Consider the following 13,620-nt stretch of genomic DNA (forward strand, 5'->3'; position numbering starts at 1 on the left):
GCGCCCGGCGAAGGCTGCAATGCGGCCATGCCAGGCGCCGGCAGGCCGCATCGACGGGGTACACTGCGCGCAGTTTTGTGGCGACTTCGCCGCACAGGATGGATCCGATGCCCGGCACACGCAAACGCCTTTGATGACATGCAGCATGCGATGATTTCGATGGGCCTGGCCGCGGTTTCGCTGCGCGATCTCGCGCTGGTGCAGGCGGTGCACCGCCATGGCAGTTTCAACAGTGCCGCGCGGGCGATGCACATCAGCCCCTCCGGGTTGTCGCACCAGGTACAGAAGGTGGAGCAGGCGCTGGGCGCGCCGCTGTTCGAGCGCGGCGGCCGGAAGATCGTGCCTACCGCCGGCGGCCAGCGTTTGCTGCAGCAGATCGATGCGCTGCTGGCCGCCGCCGAGCACCTGCAGCAGGTCGCCCGCGCCGGCGCGGTCGCCTTCGGCGGCGAGCTGCGTCTGGGCGTGCCGGCCTCGCTGGGGCCGTATCTGCTGCCGCACCTGATCGCACCGTTTCCGCAGCATTTCCCCGGCGCGCGGCTGGGCATCTCCGAAGGCAAGCCGCGCGGGCTGCTGCGCCGCCTGGGCGAGGGCGAACTCGACGCGGTGCTGGCGCCGCCGGCGATGGCGGTGAGCGGGATCGCCTCGCGCCCGCTGTTCTTCGAGCCGTGGGAACTGATGCTGCGCGCCGACCATCCACTGGCCGGCCACGACAGCATCGCGCTGGCCCAGCTCGATCCGGCCGAGGCCATGCTGATGGCCGAAAGCCACGCTGACGGCCTCGATGGTGACGGCAGCGAGCACGGTCACGTGCAGGACGTCAGCCTGGAAAGCCTGGCCGCCCTGGTCAGCCTGCGCGGCGGCTATGCGTTGGTGCCGGCGCTGGCGCACGAGCGGTTGGCCTCGATGCCGAACATCGCGCTGGCAAAGCTCAAGGGGCAGACGAGCGGCCGCGAGATCGCGCTGTACTGGCGCGACGCCTCGCCTTGGCACGATGACCTGCAAGCCTTCGCCGAGCTGCTGCGCAAGCTGGCCAGGCAGCGGCCGGGGCTGCGCGTGGTCGCGGCCAAGGCGAAGGCGGCTGCACCCTGAGCTTGTGGTGGGCCACCCGCCGCTGCTGCGCCTTGCGCCGATCAGAGCTCCAGATGCATACGCAGCGCCACGAAGCGCGCCGGCCCGCGATCGCGGTTGTAGCCAGGGTTGCGCACCAGTTGCAGGTCGGGGCTCAGGGTCAGGTACGGGCCGACCGCGCAGCTGTAGTAGACCTCGAGCAATTGTTCCCGGCCGTAGCGCAGCGCGCCATCGCCCAGCACGAAGCCGCTGCCGCCCAGCGCGAGGTATTCGCGATGCCCCGGCGAAAGTGCATTGAGCGCGACGCCGACGCCGAGACGATCGCCGGGACGGTTCCAGTGCGCGCCCGACAACTGGAAGCCGCCGCTGAGGGTGCGGTCGACCTCGGTGAAGGCGAACGATTCGGTGCGGCCGTCGTTCCAGCCGGCGCGCAGGAACAGGCCGGTGTCGCCGTGGTCGGCCAGCGGCAGCTCGCCGTTGAGGCCGAAGCCATACTTGCGCCGGCCGGGGCGCTCGTCGGCGGTGATGTCGGGCACGCTGCCGCTGGCCTGCGCGGTGGCGATGGCCTGCCGGTACACGCCCATCGAGGCGATGTTGCGGAAGGCCAGCAGGCGCAACGCCCAGCCATCCGGCTCGGGCTGCACGGTCAGCTCGACCTGCTCGCCGCGGGCCTGGCGCAACGACGGCACCAGGCGCTGGCCGTTGGCGTGCACGGGCATCCGGTAGATGCCGTAGCGCAGGCTCCAGCCCGCATCCACCCAGGCCAGCATCACGCCGTCGGTGTAGCCGCGGGTATCGGCGGCGAAATCCCAGGCGGTGTCGTTGAACAGCGTCCAGTTCATGAACTGGGTGCGCGTGCTGCCGGCGTAGCGGTTCTTGTCGAAGTCGTCGCTGGCGGCCATCTTGCCGATCTTGACCTCGACCCGCCGCACGGCTTCCGCGCCCGGCAGCTGATCCTGGGCACGCTCCCCTGTCGAGGTGGCGTCGCCGAGGGGCAGCGTCCAGCGCAGGAAGCGGCGGGCCACGTAGGGGCCCTTGCCGAGCCCGGTGGTGCCGGAGCGGATCACGTCGCCGTTGGTCAGGCCGCCCAGGCCGGTGGCGTCGCTGACGCCGCCGCCCTTGAACATTTCCACGTCGAGGTAGAACTGCAGGCGTGCGGGCAGGGCCACGCCGAAGTAGGCGCCGAAGGTGTTCGAGCGTCTGGTGTCGCTGCGGGCGTGCAGGCTCAGTGGGCCGGCGTAGGGCGAGTGCAGCGGGGACTGGTGCTGGTCGACGAAGGTGTACTGCGCGCCCAGCCACTGGGGCACGAACAGCGGTGCGTCGCCGGCGTGGGCGAGTGCGGCAGCCAGCGCCAGCGGCGCGGCGAGGAGGAAACGGGTGAAGCGCATGGTCTCGTTCCGTGCGGGGCCACGGAGCGAGCGGGTCAGACCGGTCCGGTCCCGCTCACGGCCGTGCCGTGATGGTATGACCGCGGTGGGCACGGCGACGCTGGTGCGTCGCGCTGCCGCCGCAACTACTGGCGGGATCGTCGTTCATCTGGGTTGCAATTGTCCGATGGGCCCCCGGGCGGGCGCGCGCATGATCGGCGCGCGCGACCAGTGTGTCAATGCCGGTCGCGTGCGTCGGCGGGTTTCGTCACGAGCCGCGCGAGGCGCGCTTGCGGTCGTTCTCGGTGAGGTGCTTCTTGCGCAGGCGGATTTCCTTCGGGGTGACCTCGACCAGCTCGTCGTCGTCGATGAAGTCCAGCGCCTGTTCCAGCGTGAACTTGATCGCCGGGGTCAGCTGGATCGCATCGTCCTTGCCCGAGGCGCGCATGTTGGTCAGCGGCTTGGGCTTGATCACGTTCACCGTGAGGTCGTTGTCCTTGGCGTGGATGCCGACCAGCTGGCCTTCGTACACGTTGTCGCCCTCGGCCGCGAACAGCTTGCCGCGATCCTGCAGCGGCCCCAGCGAGTAGGCCGGGGTGGTGCCGCCGGCGTTGGCGATCATCACGCCGTTGAGGCGCTTGGCGATCTGGCCTTCCTCCTTCGGGCCGTAGTGGTCGAACACGTGGAACAGTAGGCCCGAGCCCTGGGTGAGGGTCTTGAACTGGTTCTGGAAGCCGATCAGACCACGCGCCGGGATCATGTATTCCAGACGTACGCGGCCCTTGCCGTCGGGCTCCATGTTTTTCAGCTGGCCCTTGCGCATGCCCAGGCGTTCCATCACCGGACCCTGGTGGGTCTCCTCGACGTCGACCACCAGCTGCTCGATCGGCTCCATCTTCTGGCCGTCGATTTCCTTGATGATCACTTCCGGGCGCGACACAGCCAGCTCGTAGCCTTCGCGGCGCATGTTCTCGATCAGCACCGACAGGTGCAGCTCGCCGCGGCCGGAGACCAGGAACTTGTCGGCGTCCGAACCCTGCTCGACCTTCAGCGCCACGTTGTGCACCTGCTCGCGCTCCAGGCGGTCCTTGAGCTGGCGGCTGGTGAGGAACTTGCCGCCGCTGAGGTCCTTGTTGCCGGCGAACGGCGAATTGTTCACCTGGAAAGTCATGCTGATGGTCGGCTCGTCGACGGTCAGCGCGGGCAACGCCTCGGGTGCATCCAGCGCGGTGATGGTATCGGAGATGGTCAGGTCGGCGATGCCGGAGATGGCCACGATGTCGCCGGCCTCCGCGGTTTCCTGCTCGATGCGCTCCAGGCCCATGAAGCCGAGCACCTGCAGCACCTTGCCCTGGCGCTTCTTGCCATGGCGGTCGATCACCGCCACCGGCATGTTCTTCTTCAGCGTGCCGCGCTGGATGCGGCCGATGCCGATCACGCCGACGAAGTTGTTGTAGTCCAGCTGGCTGATGCGCATCTGGAACGGGCCGTCCGGATCGACGTCGGGCTTGCTGACGTGCTGCATGATCGCTTCGTACAGCGGGGTCATGTCGCCTTCGCGCACGCTGTCGTCGAGGCTGGCGTAGCCGTTCAGCGCCGAGGCGTAGACGATCGGAAAATCCATCTGCTCGGGGGTGGCGCCGAGGCGGTCGAACAGATCCCACACCTGCTCGACGACCCACTCGGGGCGGGCGCCGGGACGGTCGACCTTGTTCACCACCACGATCGGCTTGAAGCCCATCGCGAACGCCTTCTGCGTCACGAAGCGGGTCTGCGGCATCGGGCCGTCCATCGCGTCGACCAGGATCAGCACCGAGTCCACCATCGACAGCACGCGCTCCACCTCGCCGCCGAAGTCGGCGTGGCCGGGGGTGTCGACGATGTTGATGCGGTTGCCGTTCCAGGTGATCGCGGTGTTCTTGGCCAGGATGGTGATGCCGCGTTCCTTTTCCTGGTCGTTCGAGTCCATCACGCGCTCGGCCAGCACGGTGCGCTCGTTGAGCGTGCCGGACTGCTTGAGCAGGCAATCGACGAGGGTGGTCTTGCCGTGGTCGACGTGGGCGACGATGGCGATATTGCGCAGTTTTTCGATGGACATGGGATCGGCTCGGGCGGCGCGGAGGCCGTCGCGCAGGTTTTTGAAGGGCGAATTAACCGATTATACGGACTTGTGTGACAACTTGCCCGTCATTTCTTCGGTCCGTTCATCCAGCCTGCAGCCCCGAGCCGTGGGTGCGCTACACCACCCCGAGGAGATAGTACGCGGCGATCACCACCAGCACCGCCAGGGTCTTGATCACGGTGATCGCGAAGATGTCGCGGTAGGACTGCCGGTGGGTGAGCCCGGTCACCGCCAGCAGGGTGATCACCGCGCCGTTGTGCGGCAGCGTGTCCATGCCGCCGGAGGCCATCGCGGCCACCCGGTGCAGCACCTCCATCGGGATGCCGGCGGCGTGCGCGTTGGCGATGAAGGTCTCGGCCATCGCGCCCAGCGCGATGCTCATGCCGCCGGAGGCCGAACCGGTGATGCCGGCCAGCGCGGTCACGGTGACCGCCTCGTTGAGCAGCGGGTTGGGGATCGTGTGCAGCGCGTCGGCGACCAGTTTGAAGCCGGGTAGGGCGGCGATCACCGCGCCGAAGCCGTACTCGGAAGCCGTGTTCATCGAGGCCAGCAGCGCGCCGCCGACCGCGGCCTGGCTGCCGGCGGCGAGGTGCGCGGTCACTGCGCGCCAGGCGAACGCCAGCACGCACAGGATGCCGACCAGCAGCGCGCCCTCGACCGCCCAGATCGCGGCCACCTTCGACACTTCCTGCACCACCGGCTTCGCGCTGCCCACTACGCTGGGCAGGAACGACTGCGTCTCGCCGTAGAGGCGCGGGATCAGGTCGGTGAACAGCTTGTTGCACACGCCGACCAGCACCAGCGGCAGCAGCGCGACCAGCGGATGGGCCAGCTTGTCGCCCTCGAACGGAGCCGGCTCGTTGCGCAGGTTGTCGCCGTAGCCCTCGCCGGCCGCGGCGGCCTTGCGCCGACGCCAGTCGAGGTAGCTCAGCCCGATGGCCAGGATGAACACCGCGCCGATCGTGCCCAGCCACGGCGCCGCCCAGGTGTTGGTGCCGAAGAACGAAGTGGGGATGATGTTCTGGATCTGCGGCGTACCCGGCAGCGAATCCATGGTGAAGGTGAACGCACCCAGCGCGATGGTGCCCGGGATCAGCCGTTTCGGTATGTCGGACTGGTGGAACAGTTCCGCCGCAAACGGATACACCGCGAACACCACCACGAACAGCGAGACTCCGCCGTAGGTCAGCAGCGCGCACACCAGCACGATGGAGAGAATCGCCCGGCTGCGCCCGACCAGGCCGATGGTGGCCGCCACGATCGCCTTGGAAAAACCCGACAGTTCGATCAGCTTGCCGAATACCGCGCCCAGCATGAATACCGGGAAGTACAGCTTGAGGAAGCCGACCATCCTGTCCATGAACAGGCCGGTGAACATCGGCGCCACCAGCGACGGCTCGGTCAGCAGCACCGCACCCAGCGCGGCGATCGGCGCAAACAGGATGACGCTGTAGCCACGATAGGCCGCGAACATCAGAAAGCACAGTGCGGCCAGCACGATCAGAAAAGCCATCCGTGAATCTCCCACCACGACAGGCCACGAGTATCCCGGACGCCCCATGCCGGCGGCACTGTACGAAGGTACAAGTGCCGCCAGCGTGCGCCGCCGCCTACTCTCCCCTCATCAGCATTCGCGCGAGCGATGCATTCACTGCAGGGGGGGATGTCATGAAGCGTACGCATCTGAGTTCGGCGATTGGCCTGGTGCTGGGTTTTGCGTTCGGCGCGCCATTGCAGGCCCAACAGGTCCCTGTCGATGACAATATGACCCAGCAGGCTGCGACATCTCCAGGCCTGGCCAGGAAGAGCGAAGCTACCAAGCTGGAAGCCGTCAAGGTCACCGCGCGCCGCCGCGACGAGTGGTTGCAGGATGTACCGGTCGCCATTTCGGCCTTCAGCCAACAGCAGCTGTCGGATCTGCATGCGGACGATATTTCCGGTATCCAGCATGCGGTGCCGAATCTGTATCTCGACAAGGGCGATGGCGCGAACGCCGTCGTCTACATCCGCGGCGTCGGTCAGAACGACTCGCTGGCCTTCGCCGATCCGGGTGTGGGCATCTATGTCGATGACGTGTTCGTCGCGCGCTCGCAGGCTGCCTTCCTGGAGTTGTTCGATGTCGACCGGGTCGAAGTACTGCGCGGTCCGCAAGGCACGTTGTACGGGCGCAATACCATCGGTGGCGCCATCAAGTTCGTTTCGTCGCCGCCACCGCGCACGCCCAAGGGCTACCTGGAGATGGGGGCCGGAAACTACGACCAGCGTGTGCTCAAGGCCAGCTTCGGCGGCCCGTTGGTCAAAGACACGCTGAATGGCAAGGTAGCCATCGCTTATTCCGAGCGTAACGGCTATGCCAGGAACACGGTGGACGGCAAAAGCGATGGTGACCAGAACACGCTGTCCGGGCGCGCCGCACTTGACTGGAAGCCGAGCGATCGCCTGCAGGTGCTGTTCAGCATGGATGGCAAGCGCGATCGACCTGATACCTCGCGCAGTCCGGTACGGGAAACGTCGATCACCGGTGCCACGTCGTCAGGCCAGTTGGTGACCTACCCGAGGGCTACCGATCCGTATGTCGTTGACGTCAACGCGAACGGGTTGTCGGATCTTACCGCCTATGGCGCATCGGTGACGGCGCGCTATCAGGCGTCGGATGCGGTGATGCTCGAATCAATCACGGCGTATCGCGACATGGACTTCAAACTGAATCTGGACACCGACGGTTCGCCGTTGCCGATCCTGGACATTTTGCTCAAGGAAAAGGAAAACCAGTTCAGCCAGGAGCTCCGCGCCAATTACGATGCGGGTGGCCCGCTCACCGGTACTGCGGGTATGTATTACTTCCACGACGACGACACCTCCTTCTCTGGTGTGGATGACGGGTCGGCCACCATCTTCGGCTTCCCGGTCACCATCTTCGGCTTTCCCAGCTCGAGTCTGGCCGACACGAAGCAGGTCACCAAGTCGTACGCCGCATTCGCCGACGCGTCCTACAACATCAACGATAAGCTCGCCCTCAGCGCGGGCTTGCGATACACCTACGAAGAAAAGACGTCGGGGCGGGAATTCGAGAATTTCTTCGATCCGGCCGTTTCGGTGATCAGGAAGACGCCGCCGTTTCTTGCCGGTGCGGGAGTGGTCGGGAAGCCAATCCATGGCAAAGCTGACTTCGATGCGTTGACGCCAAAATTCTCGTTGTCCTACAAACCGAACAGCGAGGTGTTGCTGTATGCCTCGGCGGCGCGTGGTTTCAAGAGCGGCGGCTTCGATGGCCGGGGCACGACCGATTTCAGCTTCCAGCCGTTCAAGCCGGAGTTCGTGTGGACTTACGAGGCCGGCGCCAAGACCGGCTGGATGGACGGTGCGTTGGTCCTCAACGCAGCCTATTTCTACAGCGATTACACGGATATGCAGGTGACCAGCTTTGGTGCGGATCCGGTCAGCGGCGTCTTCGTCAGCCTGTTCTCCAACGCTGCGGCTGCCACCATCCAGGGCTTGGAATTCGAACTGGCTGCACAGCCGAACCCGAACCTGTCGATCAACGCGACGCTGGGCCTGCTCGATGCCAATTATGACAAGTTCAGCACCTTGGTCGGCGGGGTGGTGACCGATGTCAGCAAACGCGACCTCGTCAACAGCCCCAAGCTCAACGCAAGCATCGGCGTCACCTGGACACATCCGGTCGCCAATGGTCTGGATGTCGTGTTGCATGGTGACGCCAACCATCGCAGCTCGTTGGCTACCGAAATCACCGATTCCCCGGTTCTGCGTCAGCGTGCCTACACCTTGCTGAACGCATTCGTCGGGTTGCGTTCGGCCAAAGACAAGTGGGAGGTGCGTGCCGGGGTACAAAATATCGGTAACGAAAAGGTGCACGTCCAAGGCTTTAATCTGGCGGAATTTCCCGGCGTGCAATTGGCTTTCTACACCGCGCCGCGCACCTACGACCTTCGCGTAATTTACCGTTATTGAGGGGAAGCTGAAGTTAGGGATGCGCTGATCGAGTCTCTGATCGTCATTCCAGCAAAAGCTGGAATCCAGTGTCCTCAAACCGTAGCCGAGGCACGGGATCCCCGTTTGACCAGCCTTCGGCTGTTGAAAGGCACCTCGCTGGGATGACGTCTTGTTCAGGCCTTCCTTAGACGACCTAATCTCACTTGAAGGTTATTGCGCTTCCGCAAGTCAATAAAATCCGTAAGAATCACAGGAGCATCTCATGCGCAAGCTACGAGTCACCCGATTCTTTCGTCCGGTATCTTTTGGCATCAAGAGAGCAGTGATTGTCGGAGCCGGGATATTCGCCATCGCGTTTGGCAGTTCGGCAGCCGCTGGCTCCACGACGCTTGAGGCCAGTTACAGTTCCAATATCCAGAATGGCTGGGAACGTGTCGAACGTTGGCGCGATACCGAGCCTGCATTTACTCAGGAGTCTTTCCCCACTGACGGACGGGGTGATCAGTCGGGTCAACGTGTGACGTTCTTCGGCAGCAGCAAACCGAATTCATCACGATTCCTCATGTATTACGCACCCGGCTGGAGCAGCAATACCAAACCGGTGCCAATATTGCTCGTGCACGGAGCGAATCAGGATGCTGATCTCGCGTGGGCCAATCCGAACGAAGCTGGTGGCTATGGCTGCGGCCGTGCGAGCTGTCCCACGACTGGTATGATGCAGTCGCTTTCAGCCGATGGCTACAAGGTATTCGCGCTGGGCCTGGCCCACAAGAATGGCGATGGCTATTTCTGGTCAGAGCAGATCGCGGATGCTGTTGCCATAATCAGAAGTCGCACCGGCGCTACACAGGTTGACGTGGTTGCCTGGTCCAAGGCGGCTTCCAATGCGCGGATGTACATTTCAAACGTGAAGAAGACCTGGGGTACAGCCTATCGAGGAGATGTTCGTCGTCTGCTGCTGCTCGGTTCGGCCAACAACGGAATCGACTTGTCTTTCCGTCATGGCTGGAGTTTCAGCCTTGTCGTTTATCCCGCATGCGGCGGCGTCATCAATGGCCCAACCCCGCACAATCAACTGATGTGCTACGGTTTTTTCCATGACGGAGCGGAGTGGACCTATGACTCCGCTTATTTTCCTGGCTCGGCACAATTGCTGAAGCGATGGGACTCGGTTTATCCGCTGCCAATCTATGAACAGGACTGGTACACGACTTATTTTGGTGGCCAGGGATATTATAGCAAAGGCCCAGGTATCGACGCCTATATGGGTAAATCACTGGTCGACGTGATTCGCAACTCACCATCGGCGCCAGGTGTTCGCGTGTACAACTTGTGCGGCAATCAGAACGACATAGCGCTCTTGCATAACGAACACACAGGGCCATCGGATGGCGTTGTTTTTATCCAGAGCTGCCGGGATGTAGTAGGTATTGCTAATGATGGTGGTGGTGCCACCATTGCGGTCAACCACCTGGAGCTGGGATGGGAGCCGCTTGCGATCGCCCAGGTCAAGGCCTGGCTGGATGCACCCTGACTGGACAGAATTTGAATCCGTCGCGAACGCAGCGGCGGCACTGTACCAAGGTACAAGTGCCCAGCTTCGCGTGCATGCCTAAGCTCCCTTCATCGGCATTCGCGTGAGCGATGCATTCACTGCAAAGGGGACGTCATGAAACGCACGCATCTGAGTTCGGCAATCGGCCTAGTTCTGGGTCTGGCCCTGGTGGCGCCACTGCAGGCACAGCAGACGAACGAGGATGCCAGTGCCAAGCCGACGGCGGCGAAGCAGGCCGAGGCGAAGCAGCTGCAGGAAGTGACGGTCAGCGCGCGTCGCCGCGACGAGTCGCTGGAAAAGGTGCCGGTCGCGGTCACCGCGTTCAGCGGCGAGGACATGAAGGACCTGCAGGCGAACAGCGTCGATGGCCTGCAGGGCGCGGTGCCGAACATGAACATCGTGCAGGGCCGCGGTTCGTCCTCGGCGGTGAACATCTTCATCCGCGGCATCGGTCAGCCCGACGCGCTGCAGACCTTCGATCCGGGCGTGGGCATGTACGTCGATGACGTCTACTACTCGCGCATCCAGGGCGGGTTGATCAGTCTGTTCGACGTCGAGCGCGTCGAAGTGCTGCGCGGTCCGCAAGGCACGTTGTACGGCAAGAACTCCACCGGCGGCGCGGTCAAGGTGGTGACGAGGAACCCGGGCGACAGTACCGAGGGCTCGGTCGAAGCCGGTTTCGGCAAGTTTGGCCGGCGTGAGGGCAAGTTCTATCTCGGCGGTCCGCTGGGCGACGCATGGTCGGCCTCGATCGCCGGCGGGTTGGCCCAGACCGACGGTTACGTCACCGATCCGTCCACCGGCCACAAGTACAACGACGAGGACAACAAGTCCGTGCGCGGCAAGCTGCGCTACCACCCGTCGGAGCATTTCGATGCGGTACTCAGCCTCGACTACACCAAGCAGGACACCGGCCTCACGCTGGGTCAGCCGGTCTCGGTGCTGAAGCGCACCGACCTGGTGTTTGGCTCGGTGAAGCTGTACACCCCGAATCCGGACCAGAAGTACGATTTCAGGACGCGCACCTCATTCAGTCCGGACAAGGGCCAGCAGCTCAAGCACGAAGGCGCCGCGCTGAACCTCAACTGGAAACTGTCCGACCGCTGGAACCTCAAGAGCATCAGCGCATTCCGCAAGCTCGACAGCGATTCCTACGTCGACATCGACGCCTCGCAGTTCCAGTTGGGCGACGTGCTGGTCGACTTCCGCCAGAAACAGGCCAGCCAGGAGCTGCAGCTGCAGTACGACAACGGCAGCAACCTGCAGGCGGTGTATGGCCTGTACTGGTTGCGCGAGACCGTGCCGTCGCACCAGGAAGCGTACGCCAGCGACCTGTTCGCGCTGGCCGGTAGACGGATCAATTTCCTGCGCACCATCGACGACGATCTCACCACCACCACCTACGCCGGCTTTGCCCACATGAACTGGGAGTTCGTGCCGAGCTGGACGCTGGCCGCGGGCGTGCGCTACAGCAGCGACCACAAGGATTACGACCGCAGCACCAGCACGTTCTGGGGCGTGCCGTTCGGCAGGTTGAACGAGACCGTGGCCTTCAACGCGAGCAAGCGCTGGAATGCTTGGACGCCCACGCTCAGCCTGCAGAAGCAGCTCGATCCGCAGACCATGGTCTATGCCTCGGCCAGCCGCGGCTTCAAGTCCGGTGGCTTCAACGGCCGCGCCAACACCAAGGCCGAAACGAAGAGTGCCGAGTACAACCCCGAGTACGTGTGGACCTACGAGCTGGGCCTGAAATGGCGTTCGGCCGACAACAAGCTGCAGGCGAACCTGGCCGCGTTCCACAGCAACTACACCGACTTCCAGGCCCGCGTGTCGGAAGTGCAGAACCCGGGCTCGATCACCCCGACCTTCGCCTTCCCGGTGATCAACGCGGCCAAGCTGAAGATGGACGGCATCGAGTTCGAAGGCGCCGCCGTGTTCGGCCAGGGCACCCGATTGTCGGCCCAGGTCGGCTACATGGACGCGCGCTACGCCAAGTTCGTCGACCATCGCCTGAATCCCAGCGACCCGTTGTACAACCCGCGCCTGCACGACCACGTGCCGTTCTCGCCGACCTGGACCTCGCGGGTTGCGGCCACGCAGGCCTTCACCCTGGGCGACGGCAGCGCCATCACCATCGGCGCCGACTGGTCGTACCGCAGCGAAACCTGGCTGAGCGTGGACAACTACGACGCCTTGAGCCAGAAGGCCTACTCGGTGACCGGCCTGTTCGGCATCTACGACTCCGCCGACGGCCACTGGCAGTTCCGCACCGGCGTGCGCAACCTCGGAGACAAGGTCTACAAGACCGATGGCCAGGAGTTCTCCAGCGTTGGCAATATCCGCACCGCGTACTACGGTATGCCGCGCAACTGGTACGCCAACGTGCGCTACAACTTCTGATCCACGCCGAGCCGCAGGAGCCCGCTGGCGGGTTCCTGCGGATACTTTGTGAACCTGCAAGACGGAGCGAGCCGATGAATACCCGATGGGTAGCCCGCCTGCTGTGGCTGGCCCTGCTGGCCAGCGGCGGCGTTTGTGCGAAAGACACCGGTTCGGGCCTGCCCGGATTGAAGCTGGACCCGGCGCGCACCGCCGTGGTCGGTCTCTCTTCCGGCGCCTACATGGCCGGCCAGGCGCAGATGGCCTACCCGGAGCTGTTCCCGAACGCGGCCCTGGTCGCGGGCGGCCCGTACGGCTGCGCTGGTGGCAAGCTGGACGTGGCACTGGGCAGCTGCATGAAAGGCACGCCGGCACCGGACGTGGCCGCGCTGGTGGCCCATGCCGCGAAGCGCTCGGCGGCGGGCGAGATCGGTGCGCTGAAGGATCTCGCCCATGCGCACGTCTATCTGCTGCACGGCAAGGACGATGCACTGGTGGCCCCTGCGGTGGCAGAGGCGGGGGTGCAGTTCTACCGGCAACTGCGCGACGCCACACCGGCGCTGAAGGGCATGCAGGTGCACGACGATGGCGCACGCGCGTTCGCACACAACCTGCCGATAGCCGCCCGCGGCGACAATTGCGACAAGTCGGTGGCGCCATATCTGGGCCACTGCGGCTTCGACGCGGCCGGCGAGATCTTCGCGCAGATGTTCGGCAAGCCGGCACGCTCGGCAGACAAGGCGCAAGGCGAGCTGCGCACGTTTGACCAGGACGCGCTGCGCCCGGAGGGCGCCGATGCGTTCCTGGCCGGCACCGGCTACGTCTACCTGCCGCCAGCCTGCCTCGCTGGCAAGCCCTGCGGCCTGGTGGTGGCGTTCCACGGCTGCAAGCAGAACGCCGATGCGGTGGGCAAGGCCTTCGTCGAGGACGCCGGCTTCAACCGCTGGGCTGACGTCTACGCCGTGGCGGTGCTATATCCTCAGACCCGCGCAAGTTTCGCGCCCTTGAATCCGCAAGCATGCTGGGACTGGTGGGGATATTCCGGAGCCGACTACGACACACGCCAGGGCGTACAGCTGCGCTGGGTGGTGAATGCGGTGCGGGCGCTGGGGATGCCGGCGGGGCATTGATGGCGGGGCGCCTCCGCTTCCTCCGCCGGCTGTCTGTAGGAGCGC

At 64.6% G+C, this 13,620-nt stretch carries 8 protein-coding genes; 5 read left to right on the forward strand and 3 right to left on the reverse strand.

The window, feature by feature from the left end; translation table 11 throughout:
- The first annotated feature begins 138 nt into the window (after positions 1-138).
- A complete protein-coding gene (locus tag AC3WTD_RS04000) occupies positions 139-1,089 on the forward strand; it encodes a LysR family transcriptional regulator (protein WP_027492241.1) in 951 nt (316 codons plus the stop codon).
- Positions 1,090-1,130: 41 nt separating this feature from the next.
- Here the strand turns inward: AC3WTD_RS04000 and AC3WTD_RS04005 are convergent, their stop codons facing one another.
- From AC3WTD_RS04005 to AC3WTD_RS04015, 3 genes are all read right to left on the reverse strand, one after another.
- Complete coding sequence (locus AC3WTD_RS04005) at positions 1,131-2,456, reverse strand: carbohydrate porin (RefSeq protein ID WP_492612964.1); 1,326 nt, start codon at positions 2,454-2,456, stop codon at positions 1,131-1,133.
- Positions 2,457-2,703: 247 nt separating this feature from the next.
- Complete coding sequence (gene typA, locus AC3WTD_RS04010) at positions 2,704-4,533, reverse strand: translational GTPase TypA (RefSeq protein ID WP_492612965.1); 1,830 nt, start codon at positions 4,531-4,533, stop codon at positions 2,704-2,706.
- A 139-nt stretch (positions 4,534-4,672) separates the two neighbouring features.
- Positions 4,673-6,070: a GntP family permease gene (locus AC3WTD_RS04015; protein WP_492612966.1), complete on the reverse strand. Its 1,398-nt coding sequence runs from the start codon at positions 6,068-6,070 to the stop codon at positions 4,673-4,675.
- A 155-nt stretch (positions 6,071-6,225) separates the two neighbouring features.
- On the opposite strand from AC3WTD_RS04015, the gene AC3WTD_RS04020 reads away from it, so the two are divergent.
- From AC3WTD_RS04020 to AC3WTD_RS04035, 4 genes are all read left to right on the forward strand, one after another.
- Positions 6,226-8,529 (forward strand): TonB-dependent receptor, encoded by a 2,304-nt coding sequence (locus AC3WTD_RS04020; protein ID WP_492612967.1) that lies wholly within the window; start codon positions 6,226-6,228, stop codon positions 8,527-8,529.
- Between the two features lie 244 nt (positions 8,530-8,773).
- Positions 8,774-10,045: an esterase/lipase family protein gene (locus tag AC3WTD_RS04025; protein ID WP_492612968.1), complete on the forward strand. Its 1,272-nt coding sequence runs from the start codon at positions 8,774-8,776 to the stop codon at positions 10,043-10,045.
- Between the two features lie 135 nt (positions 10,046-10,180).
- Positions 10,181-12,466 (forward strand): TonB-dependent receptor, encoded by a 2,286-nt coding sequence (locus tag AC3WTD_RS04030; protein WP_492612969.1) that lies wholly within the window; start codon positions 10,181-10,183, stop codon positions 12,464-12,466.
- Between the two features lie 74 nt (positions 12,467-12,540).
- On the forward strand, positions 12,541-13,575 hold the full coding sequence (locus AC3WTD_RS04035; protein ID WP_492612970.1) for an extracellular catalytic domain type 2 short-chain-length polyhydroxyalkanoate depolymerase: 1,035 nt from the start codon (positions 12,541-12,543) through the stop codon (positions 13,573-13,575).
- Positions 13,576-13,620: the final 45 nt, after the last annotated feature.

The organism is Rhodanobacter sp. FW106-PBR-R2A-1-15 (assembly GCF_058789735.1).